Below are 18,648 nucleotides of genomic sequence, written 5' to 3'. Positions count from 1 at the left end.
AGTGCGAGGGGCCGGGTGCCCGCCGCCGTTCCCACGGTGGCGGGCACCCGGCCCCTCGGGGTGTGACCGGGCTCGCGCCCCGGCCGGCCCGGCTAGTAGAGGACGTGCGGGTAGTAGACCCGGGCGTCGAAGTTGCCGTTGCCCTGCAGGGCGCCGACGTTCCCGCCGTTGCCGGCCACGGCGAGGCCGTTGTTCTGGTTGCTCGCACCCGAACCGGTCGCGGTCTGCTGGGTGTTGACCACGTTGCCGTGCACGGTGCCGATGACGTTGCCGGAACCGACGTTGTTCACCACGCTGCTGTTGGAGTGGTCGATCGCGCCGGCGACGTCGTCGGCGTGCGCGGTGGCGGCGCCGACGCCGACGAGGAGGAAGGCTCCGAGGGCGGTGACGGCGGCGGCTGCGCGGATACGGGACACGCTGGTCTCCCTGAGCTGGAAGTGCGAATGTGGCGCGATCCGGAGTGGCCGCTCCGTAGCGCCGTTGCCTGACGTCGCACGATCAGCATTCACCAGTGACGTGGACGAACTCCACCAAACGGGTGGCAATTCCCTCGATGGTGGGGGAGTGGTCCATTCCAAGTTGACGATAATCCGTCATTTCACCGGCGAAAACTGCGGTGATGACAGCTACTCGGAAAGAAATGGTCGACAGATAGTCGCACTGGCACACTGGGGACCCATGTCTGAAGGTGCCCCGACCGAACCCACCCCCGCCGAGCCCAAGCCCACTGAGCTCGAGCCCGCCGAGCCCACCCCCGCCGACGACCTGCGCACCACCGAGGTCGACCTCGGCGGCCTGGTGAACGTCCTCGCCACCCATCTCTACTCCACCCCGCTGGTCGCCCTGCGCGAACTCGTCCAGAACGCCCACGACTCGCACACCCGCCGGCTCCTGGAGGACCCGGACGGCGACCACCACCCGCTGATCCGGGTGCGCGCCGACGCCGCCCGGCGGACCGTCGCCATCGAGGACACCGGCGCCGGCCTCACCGAGCCGGAGATCCACTCCTACCTCGCCACCGTCGGCACCGGCTACACCCGGATGCTGCGCGAACTGACCGGCAACCAGGAGCTGATCGGCGCCTTCGGCCTGGGCTTCCTCTCCGCCTTCTCGGTCGCCGACGAGGTGACCGTCACCACCACCTCGCACCGCGAGCCGAAGCAGGGCCACCGCTACCGCAGCCGCGGCGGCGAGCACTACCAGGTCGAACCGGTGCCCGCCCGGCCGCAGCCCGGCACCGTGGTCGAACTCGCGCTCAAGGCCGAGCACGCCCACCTCGCCGACGAACAGGCGCTGCGCGAAGTCCTCGGCCGCTACTGCGTGTTGCTGCCCATCCCGGTCTACGTCGGTGAGGACGAACACCCCGTCAACTCCGTCCCGGTGCCCTGGCGCGAGCAGCCGTCGGGCGACCCGTACGCCGCCCGGATGGCCTTCGCCGCCGCCTTCGGCCGCCGCTTCGAACCGCTCACCGCCTTCCCCGTACTGCCCGTCCAGGCGGAAGGGACCGCGGAAGGTGCCGCGGAAAGGACCGGGGAAGGTGCCGCCGTAGGAGCAGTCGAAGGAACCGCGGCAGGCGCCACCGACGCGGTCGGCCTGCTCTGGGTCCAGGACGGCGGCACCTACGGCAGCAGCGACAACCGCGACCTCGCCGTCTACCTGCGCGGCATGCTGCTCGCCGAGGACGCCCGCGACCTGCTGCCCAGCTGGGCCGGATTCATCGGCGGAGTGATCGAGTCCAGCCGGCTCACCCCCACCGCCAGCCGCGAGGACCTCCAGCGCGACGAGCACTACCGCGCACTGCAACGGGCCCTCGCCGATGCCGTGGTGGACGGCCTGTACGAGACGGCCCGGCTGCGGCCCGCCGCCTGGCGCCGCATCCTCACCCGCCACGGCCAGGACCTGCTCGGCGCCGCGCTCTGCGACGAGCGGTTGTTCACCCTGCTCGCCGACGACGTCCCGGTGCCCACCTCGCAGGGCGACCTCACCGCGGGCGGCCTGCGGGCGGCCGGCGGGGGAGCGGTGCACGTCGCGCTCGGCAGCGGCGGCGGCTTCGAGGAGATGCTGTACCGGGCGATGCGCGTCCCGATCGCCCGCGGCGACCGCTACGCGGTGCTGCCGTTCCTGCGCCGCTACGCCCAGCTGCGCGGCTGCCGGGTGGTCGAACTGGGCAGCGAGCAGGGCAACCGTGAACTGTTCCGCGACCCGGAGCGCCCGCTGCCGCCCGAGGAGGCGGCCTGGCTGTCCGGCGCCCTCGCCGACCCGGGCGAGCAGCTCGTCCCGGCCCGCTTCGACCCGCCCGGCCTGCCGCTGGTCCTGGTGCCGGACCGCGAGGCCGAGCTGAAGGCCCGGATCGAGGACGACCGGGCCGACGCCCGGATCCCGTCCGCCGCGCTCCGGCTGGCCCGGGCGTTCACCGCCCGCACCGACGGCGAGGTCAGGGCCCGGCTCTACCTCAACCTGGACTGCCCGGCCGTTCAGGACCTGCTCGCCGCCTACCGCACCGGGCACACCGGCAGCGCCACCGCGGCCGGGCTGCTCCGCTCGCTCAAGGTGATCATGGCGGCGGCCTCCGCCGGCTCCGCCGAGGGGGACCTCGGCGCCGCGCTGGCCGGCATCGGCACCGCCGTTTCCGCCCTGACCGCGGCCGTCCCGGCCGGCCTGCCGGACGTCCCGGACAGCCCGGGTGCCCTGCCGGACGCCCCGGACAGCCCCGGCGCCCTGCGGGACGACGCATGACGGACGGACCGGCCGACGACAGCAGACCCATCAGCACGACGCAGGGGGAACGGACATGACCACCGACATCTGGGCCTGGGTGCGCGACACCCACCAGCAGCTGCGCGAGGCCGGCCACGAGCGGCTGGCCGACGCCGTCTACGAGCTGCCCGAGCACGCCACCGAGGGCCGCAACGAGCAGCTCGACGCGGTCTACCCGGAGGCGCTCGCCGCCGCCCGGGCCCTCGGCCTGCCCTGGGTCGAGGTCTACCTGCGGCACTGGCGGATGCAGAACCTGCTGAACGAGCGCCAGCAGGGCGAGTCGGTGCTGCCCGAGGCGGTCGACCTGCTGGAGTTCGCGCACCGGGAGGAGACCGTCGGCTGCCCGCAGTCGGTCTGCGTGGTGCAGGACTTCGCGATCTGCCACGCCCGGGTCGACGGCCCCGGGTACGTGGCGGAGCGCCTGGAGGTGGTCGGCGAGACGCTGGACCGGATCGAGCCCGGCCGGGCCTGCTACGACTGCCTCTCCCGCGAGTACTCCGACGCCCTGGAGGACGACGGTCGGGCCGCCGACGCGCTCGCCCACCTGGACTCCGCCGCCGCCCGGATGCAGGCCGCGGGCCAGCCGGTCTCGCTGCGCTTCCACCGGGCCCGGGCCGGCGCCCTGCACCTGCTGGGCCGGCACGAGGAGGTGCTCGCCCTGCTGGACACCACCGATCAGGCCGCCCGGGCCGGGCGCGAGGAGATCGACGAGAGCGACCGGCGCTGGGGCGCCCTGCTGCGGGCCCGCGCGCTCGCCTCGCTCGGGCGGACGGCCGAGGCGCTCGCCGTGCTGCCCGAGCGGGCCGAGGCCGAGCGGCACGCCGGCCTGCGTGAGACCTGGACGCGCACGGTCGAGCTGCTGGTCGAGGCCGGCGCCTGGGAGAACGACGCCGAGCTGGGCGCCGCGCTCGCCGGCTGGGTCGGCTACCTGGACGGCACCGGCTCGCACCGCCCGTGCGTGGACCTGCTGCTGGCGGCCGGTCGGCTGGCCGTCGCCCGCGGCGCCCGCACGGTGGCGCTCACCCTCGCGGCCACCGGGGAGCGCAAGCTCACCCGGTTGCGCCGCACCGAGGGCGTGGCCGAGGAGGTCGCCGCCCTGCGCGCGGCCGCCGAGGCGCTCCCGGTGCCCGAGCTGCCGGTGGAGCCCGACGAGCTGACGGCGCACCTGGCCGAGGCCGGGGTTCCCTTCGAGACCGGCGCCGACCTGCTCTCCGTCGCCCTGGACCGGTACCGCGGTGAGCCGGCCGGCGCCACCGCGCTGGCCGTGCCGCTGGCCGACGTGCTCGGCCGGCTCGGCCACGCCCGGGCCGCCGCCGACCTGCTGTGGCAGCGGCTGGACGCCGACCCGGGCGGCGAGGAGCTGGTCGGCACGCTCGGCCAGGCCCTGATCGAGGCCGGTGACGACGAGGGGGTGCGCCGCCTCGCCGACCGGCTGGCCGCGACCAGCCCGTCCGACGCCCACTGGATACGCGCCCGCTGGGCCGCCGCCGAGGGCCGCTGGGCCGAGGTGCTGGAGCAGTGCGGGGCGATCCTGGCGCTGGAGGCGAGCCGGATCAACACCCGCCGACTGGCCGCGGCCGCCGCCACCGAACTGGGCGACCACGCCACCGCGCAGCGCCTCTACCAGGAGCTGCTGGAGCACGCCCTGCCCGCCGAGGAGGCGGGGGAGGAGCAGGCCCACCGGACGGTCCAGGAGGCCGATCTCTGGCACCTGATCACCGCGGCCAGCGCCAACCGGGACTGGGCCGTGGTCCGCTCCACCGGCGCCCGGATCGGCATCGAGTTCGACGAGCCCGAGGGCCCGGTGGACGAGGAGTGGCAGCTGGTCACCGTCCGCGCCACCCGCACCAACGGCGCGACGGTCGACGTCCCCGCCGTCCGGACCGGCCCGGCCACCGCCCGGATCCTGCCGGTGCTGGGCGAGGACCTGACGCTCAACCACGGCGACACCGTGGTCTTCGCCCCGGCCCTGCTGGAGCGCCCGCCGGCCGACGACGCCCCCGAGCCGGAGCGGGCCGGCTGGCGCCCGGTCTTCGCCCAGCTGACCCTGCTCGACCCGGCCGGCTTCACCACCTACTGGATCGACGGCGCCTGGCCCGGTGACGAGGCCTGGGCCGGGTTCCGGGACGGACTGCGCTCGGCCGGCTTCGCGGTCTGGGCGTACAGCGGGGAGCAGTACCGGATCACCGACCCGGCAGGGGACGGCGAGGGGCTGCCCGGCATCTACGCCGCCCTCGGCGTCCCGCCGACCGCCACCGCCGGGGACGCCGACGCGCTGCTGCACCGGCTCACCGCCGACTGGGCGCACCCGCTCGCCTGGCTGGACCTGGCCGAGGCGGCGGGCGCGGACCTCGACCGGCACACCGGGATCGTCCGGCGCTACGGCCTCTGAGCCGCCCGGTTCCGCCTGACCCCGCCCGGCCCGCGCTGACCAGCATGGGCCGGGCCGGGGAACCATCCCGCATCCGGGCGAGTCTTTGTCATTGCTTTACCATCGCATTGCCAAGACTCGACCTCCAGGAGCGCCAGCACCGTGACCGTGACCAGCCTCGCCCTCGGCCCGTCCTGGCTCGATCCGACCACCCTGATCTCGACCTTCGGCCTGATCGGCATCCTGGCCGTCGTCTTCGCCGAATCCGGTCTCCTGATCGGCTTCTTCCTGCCCGGCGACTCGCTGCTGTTCACCACCGGCCTGCTGGTGGCCGGCGGTACCTACCTGCACCAGCCGCTCTGGCTGGTCTGCGCGCTGATCGTGCTGGCCGCGATCGCCGGGGACCAGGTCGGCTACCTCTTCGGCCGCAAGGTCGGACCGGGCCTGTTCCGCCGCCCCGACTCCAGGGTCTTCAAGCAGGAGAACGTCGAGAAGGCCGCCGCCTTCTTCGACCGGCACGGTCCCAAGGCGATCGTGCTGGCCCGCTTCGTGCCGATCGTGCGCACCTTCACCCCGATCGTCGCCGGGGTGAGCAGGATGAACTACCGCGGCTTCGTGCTGTTCAACGTGGTCGGCGGGGTGCTGTGGGGCGCCGGGGTCACCGTGCTCGGCTACTTTCTCGGGCAGATCCCCTTCGTCCGGGACAACGTCGAGGCCATCCTGGTCGGCATCGTGCTGGTCTCGGTGGTCCCGGTGGCGGCCGAACTCCTCCGGGCCCGCCGTTCCGGTGCGGCCGCCGCCGACCGCCGCCCCGCCGGGTAGGCGCCCGGCGCCGCCGCCGTGGGACGTCCCGTACATGTGCGTCGAGCTGTTCGATCAGGCAAGGTGTACCCGAGATCGAACGGTGGCCGGCGGCCACCAGGGGCGGCGAGGAGCGGAAGTGCCTAAGCGGGGCCGACCGGGTGCGGGCAAGCGGGCGAGGGGAGGCCGGGCGGTCCGCCAGGTGCGGCAGACACCGCCGGAGCCGGTGCACCCCGCCGAGGCGCCGCCCACCGAGGGCCTGCTCGGCCACCCCGCCCCGGTCGTCGAGCCCGTCACCGTGGTGCCGCTCGTCCCGCCCGTCCCGGAGACCAAGGGCCTGCTGTCCCCCGAGCCGGCGCCCGAGCCGGAGGCACGGCCGGAGCCGCACCCCGAGCTGACCATCGACCTGCGCCCCCGGGACGCGAAACCCGAGCACCCGGTCGCCGACCGCCCGGCGGCCACTGACCGTCCGACGGCCACCGACCGTCCGGCGGGGACCGGCCGCCCGGCCCGCCGCCGCTCGGTCGCCGAGGACACCCTCACCCCTGAGGAGTGGCGCGCGGCCGGCTACACCCCGCCCACCGGCATCCCGATCACCGACCTGACCGCCGGCGCCCCCGGCGAGGCGCCCTGGCCGGACCGGATGCGCACCCTGCTGCGCACCCCGATGTCCGAGCGCCCCGCCTTCGAGCGGACCGCCCGCGAGATGCACCCCTCCGCGGCCATCACCCGCAACGTCCCGCGCATCCTCGACCTGACGCTGCGCATCGGCGAGCTGCTGCTGGCCAGCGGCGAGGCCGCCGAGGACGTCGAGGCGGCGATGCTCGGCATCGCGCACGCCTACCGGCTGGACCACTGCGAGCCCCAGGTGACCTTCACCCTGATCGGCATCTCGCACCAGCCCTCGCTGGTCGAGCCGCCGGTCACCGCCGACCGCGTGGTGCGCCGCCGCACCTCCGACTACACCCGGCTGAACGCGGTCTACGGGCTGGTGGCGGACATCACCGCGGAGAAGGTGACGGTCAACGACGCCTACCGCCGGCTCGCCGCGATCCGCCGCAACCGGCACCCGTACCCGTCCTGGCTGCTCGCCCTGACCACCGGTCTGCTGGCCGGCGCGGCGACCTTCCTGGTCGGCGGCCGGGTCGACGACAAGGCCTGGCTGGTCTTCGCCAGCGCCTTCGTCGCGGCCGTCCTCGGCGACCGGCTGGCCTCCGCGCTGGCCAAGCGCCGGCTGCCGGAGTTCTACCAGTTCGTGGCGGCCGCGATGCCGGCCGCCGCGTCCGGGATCATCCTGTCCTTCAACGACTGGGGCCTGCGCGGCTCGGTGGTGATCACCGGTGGCCTGTTCGCCCTGCTGCCCGGCCGGGCGCTGGTCGCCGCCGTCCAGGACGGTCTGACCGGCTTCTACATCACCGCCGCGGCCCGGCTGCTGGAAGTGGTCTACCTGGTGGCGGGCATCGTGATCGGCGTGATCATGATCCTCTACCTGGGCGTCGGCTTCGAGGCGAAGCTCAAGCCGGACGAGAGCCTGGCGGGCATCAGCTACCCGCCGGTCCAGATGACCGCCGCGATGGTGCTCACCCTGTCCTTCGCGATGCTGCTGCAGACCGACCGCCGCACCCTGGCGCTGGTCACCGTCAACAGCGGCATCGGCTGGGCCAGCTACGGCGCGCTGGTGTACAACGCGCACGTCAACCCGATCGCCGCGACCGGGGTGGCGGCCGGACTGGTCGGCCTGTTCGGCCAGCTGATGGCGCGCTACCGCAACGGCTCGGCGCTGCCGTACGTGACCGCCGCGATCGGCCCGCTGATGCCCGGTTCGGCGCTCTACCTCGGGATGCTCGCCTTCGCCCAGGGGCACTCCAGCACCGGCCTGGTGTCGGTCTTCCGGGCGGCGGCGATCGCGATGGCGCTGGCGATCGGGGTGAACCTCGGTGGCGAGATCGCCCGGCTGTTCCTGAAGCTGCCGGTCGGCGCCGAGCTCCCCTCGCTCTACCCGGCGGTGCCGCGCCGGGCGGCCAAGCGCACCCGTGGGTTCTGACCGCGCGTCGGGACCGGTGGCGGCGGCCGCGGCGGGCGGGGCGAGGGCTTCCGAGTCGGCGGACCGTCGGGCTCCGGGCCATGTCATGGCAGGCAGGACGCAGGACCAGGAACGAAGGTAAGACCCATGACGCCACTGCTGGACAGCTACCGCGAGCACATCGTCAACGCGCACAAGCAACCGCTGTTCCTGCTGCTGGTCGGCTTCATCACCTCCTTCGTGTTCATCCGGTTCAGCGTGCGGATGATCCGCGCCAAGGTGCGTTGGTGGCCCGGCAACGTCACCCCCGGCGGGCTGCACATCCACCACATGGTGTTCGGCCTGGGGTTCCTGCTGGTCGGCGGCATCGGGGTGTTCGCCACCTACGGCGGGACCCCGTGGATCGACTGGTTCGGGCTGATCTTCGGCATCGGCTGCGGACTGGTGCTGGACGAGTTCGCGCTGATCCTGCACCTGGACGACGTCTACTGGAGCGAACAGGGCCGCAAGTCGGTGGACGCGGTGATCTTCGGCATCCTGTTCACCGCGCTGCTGCTGATCGGGTACGTGCCGCTCGGCGTGGTGCCCGGCGAGGACACCCGCTGGGGCCTGATCACCGTGATCTCGGTGAACGCGCTGGCCTCGGTGATCACCCTGCTCAAGGGCAAGGTGTGGACCGGCCTGCTCGGGATCATGGTCCCCGGCCTGTCCTGGATCGGCGCGATCCGGCTGGGTCGCCCCAACAGCCCGTGGGCCCGCTGGCGCTACGCCAAGCGCCCCCGCCGCCGGGCGCGTGCGCTCCGGCGCGAACGCCTGCTGCACCGGCGTGCGGACCGTGCGCGGACCTGGCTCTTCGACCTGATCGCCGGCGCGCCCGACAAGGTGCCCGCCAACCACCCGACCGCCCACCGGGTCGCCGAGCGGATGTCCGCCCGGGCCACCGCCCACCTCGACGCCCATGCCGCCCGGGCGCTGGCCCGCCGTCGGGCGCGCCTGGCCGACCGCCGCTCGGCGGCCGCCGCCGGGGCGGTGGCGCACCCGTCCGCGCCGCACCCCCAGCCCGCCGAGGGGGCCTCCGACGGCGTCCCGGTCCGCGCGGCCGGGGCGCAGCGGCGCCGCCGTACGGTCCACGCCGGGCGCAGCCGGACGTACGCGGTCGGCCCGACCGGGCTGGAGCGCCGGCCCGGGCGACACCCCCACCTGCGGACGAAGACCCGTCGGATCCATCGGTAGTTCGTATACCCTGTGCGCCCGCCCGGAGTTGACTCCCGATCGGATCATCGGATGGTCACCCGGCCGGCGGAGCGCGTTCGAGGTGTGAAAACCCGCGGAGTTGAGAACATGATCGGCGAGTGACCGTTCTGTCACGTGATGGGATGATTCGTCGGATCCCCGCCGCCTCGACCGCAGCCCCGGAGGCCGCGCGCCGCCCGGCCTCCGCCGCCGTCCCTCCGAACCCGTGAGAAGGGATGTCTCGTGGCGCGCAGGATCCTGCCGACCCTCCTGTTGTCCCTCACCGCCCTGCTCGGGCTGCTCCCCGCCGCCCAGGCCGCCCCGGCCGCTCCGGCCCCCGGCGAACCGCCCGCCGCCGGCCCCCCGGCCGGCCAGGACCCGTACCCCTCCACCGAGGAGATCGACCGCTCCCGCGCCGAGGCCGACGGCAAGGCCGCCTCGGTCACCGCCCTGGAGGCCGCGCTCACCGGCGCGCGGGCCGAACTCGACCGGGCCGGCCGCAGCGCCGAACAGGCCGTCGAGGCCTACAACGGCGCCCAGCTCGCCCTCACCCGGGCCCGCGCCGAGGAGACCGCCGCCAACCGGCGCGCCGCCGCCGCCGAGGCCGAGCGCACCGAGGCGGCCGAGGACGCGGCCCGGCTCGCCGCCGAAACGTACCGTCAGGGCGCCGGCGCCGAACTGTCCGCGCTCAACGCCCTGCTCGGCGCCCACGGCCCGCGCGAGGCGGGCGACCGCGCCGCCGTGGTCGGCGTGGTCAGCGAGCGCACCCGGCAGATCCTGGACGCCGCCACCTCCACGGCCGCCGCCGCCCGCACCGCCTCCACCGCCGCCCGCACCGCCACCGGGGCCGCCGAGAAGGCCGCGGCCGAGGTCGGCGCGGCCAGGACCAGGGCGCAGCAGCGGCTCGCCGCCCAGCAGGGCGAGGTGGCCGCCGCCGGCAGCCGCCGGGAACGGCTGCTCGCCGAACTCGCCGCCGCCCGGAACACCACCGTCGAGCTGGAGCGCAAGCGCCGCGAGGCGCTGGAGGCGATCGCCGCCCGCGAGGCGGAGACGGCCGCCCGGGCCGCCGCCGAACAGGCCGCCCGCGAAGCCGAGGCCGCGGCCGCCGCTGCCGCCAAGGCCCAGGCGGCACCGCCCGCCACCCGCCCCTGGTCGGCCGAGGGCGCGGCCGCCGCCATCGCCTTCGCCCGGTCCAAGATCGGCCTGCCCTACATCTGGGGCGGCGAGGGCCCGGAGGGCTACGACTGCTCCGGGCTGACCATGATGGCCTGGCGCGAGGGCGGCAAGCAGCTCAACCACTTCGCCGCCGACCAGTACGCCCAGTCCACCCCGGTCAGCTACCGCCAGCTCCGCCCGGGGGACCTGGTCTTCTGGACCGACACCGGCCGCTCCGCCGACATCCACCACGTCGGCCTCTACATCGGCGACGACCAGATGATCGAGGCCCCGCGCGTCGGCATGCCGGTCAAACAGGCCAGCCTCTGGATCATGGGCACCCCGGACTACTACGCCCGGCCCTGACCCCCGGTCAGCTCCGCGAACGGGGCGAGCGGCACCACACCGGTCGCGGCCGCCGCCAGCTCCGGGTCGAGGGTGACCAAGGCGTCGGCCTGGAGCCGGGTCAGGGCCAGGTACTCGGCGGCGAGGGTGTCGGGGTGGCCGAGTTGCTCGGCGACGGCCCAGGCGGTGGACTGCAGGACGCGGTCGCCGAGCAACCGGATCCGCAGGCCGCGCACCCGGTCCAGGGCCCGGTCGGCGTCCCGCCTGCTCAGCTCGCCCCGCCGGACCGCGCCGTACAGCGCGGACAGCAGTTGGGAGCGCAGCAGTGTCGGGGCCAGCAACTGGTGCCCGGCGGGAGCCGGCGCCCCGTCCTCGACCAGCCGCAGGGCCACCTCCGGGGTGATCACGTACCTGGTCACGGCTGTCGGCCTCCTCGTCGGGCGGGAACGATCCACCGACCAGTGAATACCGGAACGCCGGGTAGCGGCGTCCCCGGTGGCCGGACGCCGATGTCCGAGGCCCGCGCTAGCGTGGCCGCTCCGACCACTCCTGAGGAGGCGCCATGCGCTTGCGGAACGTCGAAGCCGGCGATCTCGACCTGTACGTCCGGATGCGGTGCGACGCGGGGATGATGGCCGAGCTGGGTGGCCCGCTGCCCCGGGAGAAGGTGGCGGCACGGCTGCGCAAGGACGTCGAGATGGCGGCGGCGGACACCGCCTGGATCAAGGTGATCGTGCTGGACGACGGCGCCGGGGGCGGCGAGGTGGCGGCCGGGGTGGTCAACCTCTGGCAGGACGACGAGGACGGCGCCACCGTCTCCGAGATCGGCTGGATGGTGCTGCCCGGGTTCCAGGGCCGTGGCCTGGCCAAGGCGGCGGTGCGCCGGGTGCTGGACGCCGCGGCGGCGGACGGCCGGTGGGGCGTGGTGCACGCCAGCCCGGGGGTGACCAACGGCCCGTCCAACGGGATCTGCCGCTCGCTCGGCTTCCGGCTGCTCGGCGAGCGGGACGTCGACTTCGCGGACCGCGTCCTGCGCACCAACCACTGGGTGGTGACGCCGGGCGAGCACACCCGGGGATCGGGTACGGATTAATTGGGATGCCGCCCCGGCGCCACCGCCCGTACGGTGGGCCGATGGGCAACAAGACCGATCACACGGCCGTGGAGACCGTCAGCGGACTCCAGGTCCGGGCCGTTTCCGTGGACGAGGTGGAGGAGTGGAACCGGGCGCTCAATTTCGGCTTCCTGCGTCCGCACGCGGGCATCGCGCCCGACCTGCGCCGCAGGCAGTGGGAGCCGGGCCGGATGCTGGCCGGCTTCGACGGCGGCCGCCAGATCGCCACCTACCGCAGCTTCGACACCGAACTGACCGTCCCGGGCGGGGCCGTCGTCCAGGCCGATGCGATCACCAACGTCACGGTCAGCGCCACCCACCGCCGCCGGGGCCTGCTCAGCGCGATGATGCGGCGCGACCTCGCCTCGGCCGCCGAGCGCGGCTGCGCGGTCGCCGTCCTGGTCGCCGCCGAGTACAACATCTACGGCCGGTTCGGCTTCGGCCCGGCCACCTGGGGCTGCGGCTGGAAGATCGACCTGAGCCGCACCAGCGGGCTGCGCGAGGGCCTGCCGGGCGTGCCCGGCGGCCGGATCGACTTCGTGACGCCGGCGGAGCAGCGCGAACTCGGCGCCGCGCTGTACGAGCGCTGGCGGCGCACCCAGCCGGGCGCGATCGTCCGCGACGAGATCTGGTGGGAGCGCAACACCCATGTGATCCAGGTGCCCGGCGACGACTTCAAGGAGCCGTTCACCGCCGTCCACCGGGACGCCGACGGCGAGGTCACCGGCCTGGTGATCTACCGGGTCGACAACAACTGGGACGGCGCCTACCCCGACGCCACCCTCACCGTCGACGAGTTCATCGCCCTCGACCTGCCCACCGCCGTCGAGCTGTGGCGCCTGGTGCTCAGCGTCGACTGGGTGCGCAAGGTCGTGGTGAAGGGCCTCGCCCCGGACGACCCGCTGCCGCTGCTGCTCCAGGACCCGCGCGCGGCCGTTCCGCGCGAGGACAACGGCGACCTCATGTGGCTGCGGCTGCTGGACGTCGAGGCCGCCTTCGGCGCCCGGTCGTACGGCGCGCCCGGCCGGGTGGTGCTGGAGGTCGAGGACCGGCTCGGCTACGCCTCCGGCCGCTTCGCGATCGAGGTCGCCGAGGACGGCACCGGCGGCTGCGTCCGGACCACCGACGACGCCGACCTCGCCCTCGGCGCCTCCGAGTTGGGCTCGCTCTACCTGGGCGCCGAGACGGCCCCGAGGCTGGCCGCGGCCGGACTGCTCACCGAACTGCGGCCCGGCGCGGCGGCCGCCGCCGACCTGCTGCTGCGCACCCCGCTGCGGGCCTGGACGCCGACCGAGTTCTGAGCCGCCCGGAAGCACGGCGGCGGCCGGCCCGCGAACCCGCGGGACAGCCGCCGCCGTACCTCAACTCACCACCGCAGAGCCCTACTTGACGGCCGTCTTTCCGATCGTCGGCAGGATGAAGTCCTGGATCAGCCCCTTGGCGTCCCGCACGATCGGCCGGAACACCCGGTAGCGCGAGAGGTTGATCACCCGGGCGGCCATCGGCGTCGACCGCCGGACGAACTCCCTGGTCCGCTCGGTGTCCTCGGTCCGGTCGAAGACCCAGTAGAGCACCACGACCATCAGGTGCAGCCAGAGCACGTCCGGCAGCAACTCGACCAGTTCGGCGTCCAGCTTCGGCGCCAGCTCCGACCCCTGGAGGACGTCACGGAACAGTTCGACGGCCGTCGCCCGGGCCGGGTGGGACTCGTTGGAGAACGGGCTCAGCGAGCTGGTCGGGTCCGCCGCGGTGCGGAAGAACTGCGCGGCGAACTCGTGGTACGGCGCGGCGGTGTCGAGCCAGGAGGTCAGCGCGATCTCCAGCCGCTCGCCGAAGTCCCGGGTGCCGGCCATCCGGATCCGGGCCTCGGTCGCGTGGTCGTGGGTCATCCCGTCGTAGAACCCCTGGATCAGGAATTCCTTCGCCGAGAAGTAGTAGTAGGCGTTGCCGACCGACACGCCCGCCTCGGTGGCGATGGCGCGCATCGTGGTCTTCTCGTAGCCCCGCTCCTGGAACAGCCGCATGGCCGTCTCCAGGATCAGCGCCCGGGTCGCCTCGCTCTTGTCGGTCTTGGGCTGGGCCCGGCCGCCGGGCATGGGCCCGCCGTCCGGGCCGGGTGCGGCCGGGGCGTCGGCCGCACCCTTCTCGTCGTCCGTTCGGTTCGTCGCTGCCAGGTCGTCCACGGGCACGAGCCTAGCCGGAGACGAGGTTCCACCCGGTGTCGGTGCTGTCGGTGCTCGCGGCACCGGATGCCCCCTCCGCATCCGGTGCCGCGCACACCGCCCCCATGATTTCGAACGCGTTCAAAAGCTTGGCAGAACTGTAGACGTATCGGTTGAACATGTTCAACTCCATCTCTGTGGGAGGCTCGTCACATGACCGGTTCAGGACGGATCACCATTCGGCACGGCGGAGCGCAGGACGCCGTACGCGTCGCGGAGCTGCACACCGAGAGCTGGTGCACCAGTTACCGCGGGATCGTCCCCGACGAAGCGATCGGGGACGGGCTGGCCGCCCAGCGGCGCGAGCTGTGGGAGCTGCGCCTGACGGTCGACTACGGGACGCCGGAGAACACGCCCGTGTTGCTGATCGCCGAACGGGCCGGCGAGCCGGCCGGGTTCGTCTATCTGGTGCCGCAGCCCGACGGCGGGGTGCTGGTGGACAACCTGCACGTCCGCCCGGGCCTCACCGGCGGTGGCATCGGCCGCGAACTGCTGGCCGCCGCCCGCGCCGAGGTGGCCGAGCGGCACCCCGGCGCCGGGCTGTACTTGGAGGTGCTGCGCGCCAACACCCGCGCGGTCGCCTTCTACGAGCGCGAGGGCGGCGTGCGGATCAGGGCGCAGGAGGGCGTGTTCCCGGGCGGCTATCTGCTGCCCGAGTACGTGTACGCCTGGCCGGCCGCGACCGAAGCCGGGACTGAAGCCGCCGCCGAAGCCGCGACCACGCCCGGGAGCGCGCTGAGGCCGTAGACCTCAGTCGACGTCGTAGACCGTCACCGGCACGCCGCGCGCCGTCAGCCGGGCCGCCACCAGCGGCTCGACCTTCGCCCAGCGCCCGCCCGCCAGTCCGCAGCCGATCCGCGGCATGTGGACGGAGGCGCCGAGTTCGAGCGCGCGCTCGCCCAGGGCGGCCAGCCCGGTGTCGATGGCCTCGTACCGCACGGGCACTCCGGTGGAGCGGCCCGTTCGGATGCCGCGCTGGCCGACCAGGTTGGCCACCCAGACGTACGGCTCGACCTGCACCAGCTGCAGGCCGCCGAGGCCGAAGTCGTTCTTCGCCCGCTCCCGATGCCCACGGGCCTGTCTTCGGACTCCCGCCTGCCGGGCGACGCCGGGGCACGCACCTCGCCGCGTTGTCGTCGGTCGCCAATGCTCCGCAGTGGCTCCCTCCTCCGCCTTGCGATGCACGCACCCCACCGCCGCCCGGCCCGCCCTTCGGGCGGACGACGGGAGTCCGAAGACAGGCCCGGGCCGGAACGCCGCCTCGGGCTCGGGCCAGCGTCTGGAGAGCGCGAGCACGAAGCCCTTCCCCCAGCCGCCCAAATCGTTGCAGACATGCGCGATCACCTTCACGCCCTTGCCCTGGGGCGCGGTGGCATCGCCTCGGACGTAGGTGATTTCCGCCATGCCTAGAAGTTAGACGGAGGCACTGACAACCCGCTCGGCATTTTCCCGCGCACCGGGTCCGTCCTCGGGACCGCCGTCGGGGCCGCCGTCGGGGCCGCCCGCGGGAACGCGCAGGTGGCGCCGCCCGGCCAGGGCGATCAGCAGGGCGAGCGCGGCCGCCCCGGCGGGCAGGGCGTAGCCGGTGCCCGGCGTGGTGTGCTCGGCGAGCGTCCCGGCGAGCGCCGCCCCGGCCGAGATGCCGACCACGATGCCGGACACCGCCACCGCCATCCCCTCGTTGAACTGCCGCTGCGGCAGCAGCTCCTGGACCAGCGTCATGCCCGTCACCATGGTCGGTGCGGTGGCGGTGCCCGCCGCGAACAGTGCCGCTCCGAGCGCCGGCAGCCCGGCACCGCCGAGCCCGGCGGCGAGCGGCAGCAGCAGCACCCCGGCCATCGCCGCCGCCCCGAGCAGGAAGCGGACCCCGGGCGCCCGACGCGGGGTCAGCAGCCCGAATGCCAGCCCCGCCACGCAGGATCCGGCCGCCACCAGGGCCAGCAGCGGGCCGGCCGCCGCCCGGTGGCCGAGCGCGTCGGTGTAGGCGACGGTGGTGATCTCGGTCGCGCCGAAGACCGTGCCGGTGGCGAGGAAGGTCAGCGCCAGCACCCGCAGCCCGGGCGCCCCCAGCGGGGAGCCGTGCCGGAGCCCGGACGGAGCCCGGGCGGGGAGCGGCGGTTCGGTGCGCCGCTGGGCGGCGAACAGCAGGGCGCCGGTGGTGCCGAGGGCGCCGGCGGTGAGTAGTCCGGCCTCCGGGGCGAGCGTGGTGCAGAGCAGCATCGCGAGCACCGGCCCGGCCATGAAGCAGAGTTCGTCCAGTGCCTGCTCGAAGGAGTTGGCCAGGTGCCGGGCGGCCGGGTCGTCCCGGTGCAGGTGCGCCCAGCGGGCCCGGGCCATGCCGCCCAGGTTGGGCGCGGCCGCGCAGGCGGCCCAGCAGGCGTACAGCGTCCAGTCCGGGGCGCCGAGCCGGACGCAGAGCAGCAGGGCGGCGAGCGGGACGGCGTTGTACAGCGCGGCCGGCACGGCCACCCGCGACTGCCCGTAGCGGTCCACCAGGCGCCCGAGCAGCGGCATCCCGATCGCGCCGGTGGCCAGCCCGGCCGCCGAGACCGTCCCGGCCAGCGCGTACGAGCCGCGCCGCTCGGCGAGCAGCACCACCAGCGAGACGCCGTTCATCGACAGCGCGAGCCGCCCGAGCAGCCCGGCCAGGGTGAAGGCGGTGGCGCCGGGGGCGGCGAACAGCCGGCGGTAGGAGGCGAGGAGGGCACGCGGGGGCAATCGGGCTCCTGGGACACAGGGCGGAAGGGGGATGTGCCAAGCCTCGGGCGATCGCCGGGCGGGCGTCCAACACCTGTTCCGCCCCACCCACAACACCGTGTTGTTAATCTGCCGCCCATGCCCCGTGACCTGCACCCCCGACTGCTCCGCGGCTTCGTCGCGACCGCCGAGACGCTGCACTTCGGCCGGGCCGCCGAGCGGCTGTACGTCGCCCAGCAGGCGCTCAGCCGGGACATCCGCACCCTGGAGGGCCTGCTCGGCGACGCCCTGTTCACCCGCACCACCCGCAGCGTCGAACTCACCCCGGCCGGGCACCGACTGCTGCCCCGGGCACGCCGGCTGCTGGCCCTGCACGACGAGATCCTCGCCGAGGCCCGCACCGGCGCCGGTGCCGCCGCCCGGCCGCTGCTGCTCGACCTCAACAGCGACGTCACCGGTCCGGACCTCACCGCCGACCGGGTGCTCGAAGGGGCCCGCGCCGCCTGGCCCGAGGGCGAGCTGCTGGCCCGCTTCCACGGCGGGCTGGCCGCGGCCGCCACCGAACTGCTGGCGCACCGGCTGGACGCCTCGTTCGGCCGCTTCGCCGGGCTGCCCGCCCAGCTGCGCGGCCAACTCGCCCAGCTGCCGGTGCGGTTGGAGCGCGTCTCGGTGATGATGGCGGACACCCACCCGCTGGCCGGCCGGCCGGTGCTGCGGCCGACCGACCTGGCCGGGCATCCCGTCGACATCTGCGCGGGCAACCCGGCCACCACCGAGTGGGCCGACCTCGGCGCCCGGCTGCTGCGCGAACACGGCCTGACCGCGGCCGAGCCGTACGTCCCGCCGGTGGGCCTGGACGAGACCGCCCGCTACCTGGCCCGGCACGGCGACCCGATGCTGACCACGGTCGGCGGGCCGAGGATCCCGGGGGCGGTGAACGTGCCGCTGGTGGAGCCGGTGCCGCTGAGCCTGGTCAGCCTGGTGCACCGGCCCGGCGAGCACCACCCCGGACTGCGGGCACTGGCCGCCGCGGCGGGTGCACTCGGCGCGGCCGAGGACTGGCTGGCCCGCCCGGCGGGCAGCTGGCTGCCCCCGGCGGACGCGGCGCTGGTCGCCGCCGTACGGAATACCGTCGCGCAGGACATCGCCCCTGCCTCGGGGGGATAGCGCACAGGACACCGCCCCTGCCTCGGGGGGATAGGCAGGGGCGGTGGCTTGGGGGAGCGGCCGGGTCAGGCCGCCTTGACGGCCGAGATGTCGAAGCTGAGCTTGACCTTCTCGCCGATCAGCACGCCGCCGGTCTCCAGCGCCGCGTTGTAGGTCAGGCCGAACGCGGTGCGGTCGACGACCGTCCGGCCCTCGAAGCCGACCCGCTCGGCACCGTAGGCGTCGGTGGCGCTGCCGGTGTAGTCGAGCTCCAGGACCACCGGGCGGGTGGCGTCCTTGATGGTCAGCTCGCCGGTCATCCGGTAGGAGTCGTCGCCGATCGCCTCGGTGGAGGTGCTGCGGAAGCGGATCTCCGGGTAGGTCTCGGCGGCGAAGAAGTCGCCGGTGCGCAGGTGCTCGTCGCGCTGGGCCTGGTTGGTGTCGATGCTGCCGACCTTGATCACCAGGTCGGCCGAGGAGTTGCCCGGGGTGGCGCCGTCCAGGTGCAGCTTGCCGTCGTACTCGGTGAAGCGGCCCTTGACGTTGGTGACCATCGCGTGGCGGACCGAGAAGCCGATCTCGCTGTGGGTGGCGTCGATCGTCCAGTCGCCCGTGAGGTGCGAGAGGTCCGGGCCGGCCGGGGTGGGGGCGGTGGCGGGTGCGGCGGTCTTGGTGCGGTTGAACAGGCCCATGGCTCCTCCTCGGGTTCGAAGCCATTTGTTTAGGCTTCAACTTCTTGGCTCCACCGTACGACGCTTTCGTTCAAGTTTCAACCACACTCCCC

17 protein-coding genes are annotated in these 18,648 nt (G+C 74.3%); 10 read left to right on the top strand and 7 right to left on the bottom strand.

The genetic code is table 11. The features are described 5' to 3' along the window. Positions 1–92 precede the first annotated feature (92 nt). On the bottom strand, positions 93–416 hold the full coding sequence (locus ACZ47G_RS02275) for a hypothetical protein (RefSeq protein ID WP_465739543.1): 324 nt from the start codon (positions 414–416) through the stop codon (positions 93–95). A 262-nt stretch (positions 417–678) separates the two neighbouring features. On the opposite strand from ACZ47G_RS02275, the gene ACZ47G_RS02270 reads away from it, so the two are divergent. From ACZ47G_RS02270 to ACZ47G_RS02245, 6 genes are all read left to right on the top strand, one after another. Then, on the top strand, positions 679–2,736 hold the full coding sequence (locus ACZ47G_RS02270; protein ID WP_465739541.1) for an ATP-binding protein: 2,058 nt from the start codon (positions 679–681) through the stop codon (positions 2,734–2,736). 55 nt (positions 2,737–2,791) lie between these two features. After that, a complete protein-coding gene (locus ACZ47G_RS02265; protein WP_465739540.1) occupies positions 2,792–5,149 on the top strand; it encodes a hypothetical protein in 2,358 nt (785 codons plus the stop codon). A gap of 147 nt (positions 5,150–5,296) precedes the next feature. Next, a complete protein-coding gene (locus tag ACZ47G_RS02260; RefSeq protein WP_465740020.1) occupies positions 5,297–5,950 on the top strand; it encodes a DedA family protein in 654 nt (217 codons plus the stop codon). A gap of 181 nt (positions 5,951–6,131) precedes the next feature. Continuing rightward, the gene (locus ACZ47G_RS02255) at positions 6,132–7,973 is read left to right on the top strand and encodes a threonine/serine exporter family protein (protein WP_465739539.1); all 1,842 of its coding nucleotides are present in this window, start codon (positions 6,132–6,134) and stop codon (positions 7,971–7,973) included. A gap of 126 nt (positions 7,974–8,099) precedes the next feature. Continuing rightward, positions 8,100–9,185 carry a hypothetical protein gene (locus ACZ47G_RS02250; protein WP_465739538.1) on the top strand — a complete coding sequence of 362 codons (1,086 nt, stop codon included), beginning with the start codon at positions 8,100–8,102 and terminating at the stop codon, positions 9,183–9,185. A gap of 243 nt (positions 9,186–9,428) precedes the next feature. Next, the gene (locus ACZ47G_RS02245) at positions 9,429–10,706 is read left to right on the top strand and encodes a C40 family peptidase (RefSeq protein WP_465739536.1); all 1,278 of its coding nucleotides are present in this window, start codon (positions 9,429–9,431) and stop codon (positions 10,704–10,706) included. On the opposite strand, the gene ACZ47G_RS02240 is transcribed toward ACZ47G_RS02245, so the two are convergent. Then, a complete protein-coding gene (locus ACZ47G_RS02240) occupies positions 10,691–11,104 on the bottom strand; it encodes a type II toxin-antitoxin system VapC family toxin (RefSeq protein WP_465739535.1) in 414 nt (137 codons plus the stop codon). The genes ACZ47G_RS02245 and ACZ47G_RS02240 overlap by 16 nt on opposite strands. Before the next feature lie 143 nt (positions 11,105–11,247). Here ACZ47G_RS02240 and ACZ47G_RS02235 point away from each other — a divergent pair, with 143 nt between their 5' ends. Next, entirely contained in the window at positions 11,248–11,778 is a 531-nt protein-coding gene (locus tag ACZ47G_RS02235; RefSeq protein WP_465739534.1) for a GNAT family N-acetyltransferase, read from the top strand. A gap of 41 nt (positions 11,779–11,819) precedes the next feature. Then, on the top strand, positions 11,820–13,100 hold the full coding sequence (locus tag ACZ47G_RS02230; RefSeq protein ID WP_465739533.1) for a GNAT family N-acetyltransferase: 1,281 nt from the start codon (positions 11,820–11,822) through the stop codon (positions 13,098–13,100). Between the two features lie 81 nt (positions 13,101–13,181). On the opposite strand, the gene ACZ47G_RS02225 is transcribed toward ACZ47G_RS02230, so the two are convergent. Together ACZ47G_RS02225 and ACZ47G_RS02220 are read right to left on the bottom strand one after the other, a co-directional pair. Then, the gene (locus ACZ47G_RS02225; protein WP_465739532.1) at positions 13,182–13,982 is read right to left on the bottom strand and encodes a TetR/AcrR family transcriptional regulator; all 801 of its coding nucleotides are present in this window, start codon (positions 13,980–13,982) and stop codon (positions 13,182–13,184) included. Positions 13,983–13,992: 10 nt separating this feature from the next. Then, on the bottom strand, positions 13,993–14,142 hold the full coding sequence (locus tag ACZ47G_RS02220) for a hypothetical protein (protein WP_465739531.1): 150 nt from the start codon (positions 14,140–14,142) through the stop codon (positions 13,993–13,995). Positions 14,143–14,174: 32 nt separating this feature from the next. Between ACZ47G_RS02220 and ACZ47G_RS02215 the strand changes: the two genes are divergently transcribed. Continuing rightward, positions 14,175–14,768: a GNAT family N-acetyltransferase gene (locus ACZ47G_RS02215; RefSeq protein WP_465739530.1), complete on the top strand. Its 594-nt coding sequence runs from the start codon at positions 14,175–14,177 to the stop codon at positions 14,766–14,768. 3 nt (positions 14,769–14,771) lie between these two features. On the opposite strand, the gene ACZ47G_RS02210 is transcribed toward ACZ47G_RS02215, so the two are convergent. Then, on the bottom strand, positions 14,772–15,425 hold the full coding sequence (locus tag ACZ47G_RS02210; protein WP_465739529.1) for a macro domain-containing protein: 654 nt from the start codon (positions 15,423–15,425) through the stop codon (positions 14,772–14,774). Positions 15,426–15,434: 9 nt separating this feature from the next. Beyond that, entirely contained in the window at positions 15,435–16,739 is a 1,305-nt protein-coding gene (locus tag ACZ47G_RS02205) for an MFS transporter (protein ID WP_465739528.1), read from the bottom strand. A gap of 117 nt (positions 16,740–16,856) precedes the next feature. Here ACZ47G_RS02205 and ACZ47G_RS02200 point away from each other — a divergent pair, with 117 nt between their 5' ends. After that, positions 16,857–17,885, top strand: a complete 1,029-nt coding sequence (locus tag ACZ47G_RS02200) for a LysR family transcriptional regulator (RefSeq protein ID WP_465739527.1) — start codon at positions 16,857–16,859, stop codon at positions 17,883–17,885. Positions 17,886–17,950: 65 nt separating this feature from the next. On the opposite strand, the gene ACZ47G_RS02195 is transcribed toward ACZ47G_RS02200, so the two are convergent. Next, positions 17,951–18,556 (bottom strand): YceI family protein, encoded by a 606-nt coding sequence (locus ACZ47G_RS02195; RefSeq protein ID WP_465739526.1) that lies wholly within the window; start codon positions 18,554–18,556, stop codon positions 17,951–17,953. Positions 18,557–18,648: the final 92 nt, after the last annotated feature.

The sequence above is a fragment of the Kitasatospora sp. NPDC030952 genome, assembly GCF_055571335.1.
This window is presented reverse-complemented; position numbering and strand designations above follow the sequence as displayed.

What these genes read in the sequence shown, in the direction of transcription:
- ACZ47G_RS02265 (WP_465739540.1), top strand. Translation starts at nt 2,792, where the DNA reads ATGACCACCGACATCTGGGCCTGGGTGCGCGACACCCACCAGCAGCTG.
- ACZ47G_RS02195 (WP_465739526.1), bottom strand. Translation starts at nt 18,556, where the DNA reads ATGGGCCTGTTCAACCGCACCAAGACCGCCGCACCCGCCACCGCCCCC.
- ACZ47G_RS02200 (WP_465739527.1), top strand. Translation starts at nt 16,857, where the DNA reads ATGCCCCGTGACCTGCACCCCCGACTGCTCCGCGGCTTCGTCGCGACC.
- ACZ47G_RS02250 (WP_465739538.1), top strand. Translation starts at nt 8,100, where the DNA reads ATGACGCCACTGCTGGACAGCTACCGCGAGCACATCGTCAACGCGCAC.
- ACZ47G_RS02270 (WP_465739541.1), top strand. Translation starts at nt 679, where the DNA reads ATGTCTGAAGGTGCCCCGACCGAACCCACCCCCGCCGAGCCCAAGCCC.
- ACZ47G_RS02220 (WP_465739531.1), bottom strand. Translation starts at nt 14,142, where the DNA reads ATGTTCAACCGATACGTCTACAGTTCTGCCAAGCTTTTGAACGCGTTC.
- ACZ47G_RS02230 (WP_465739533.1), top strand. Translation starts at nt 11,820, where the DNA reads ATGGGCAACAAGACCGATCACACGGCCGTGGAGACCGTCAGCGGACTC.
- ACZ47G_RS02210 (WP_465739529.1), bottom strand. Translation starts at nt 15,425, where the DNA reads ATGGCGGAAATCACCTACGTCCGAGGCGATGCCACCGCGCCCCAGGGC.
- ACZ47G_RS02235 (WP_465739534.1), top strand. Translation starts at nt 11,248, where the DNA reads ATGCGCTTGCGGAACGTCGAAGCCGGCGATCTCGACCTGTACGTCCGG.
- ACZ47G_RS02215 (WP_465739530.1), top strand. Translation starts at nt 14,175, where the DNA reads ATGACCGGTTCAGGACGGATCACCATTCGGCACGGCGGAGCGCAGGAC.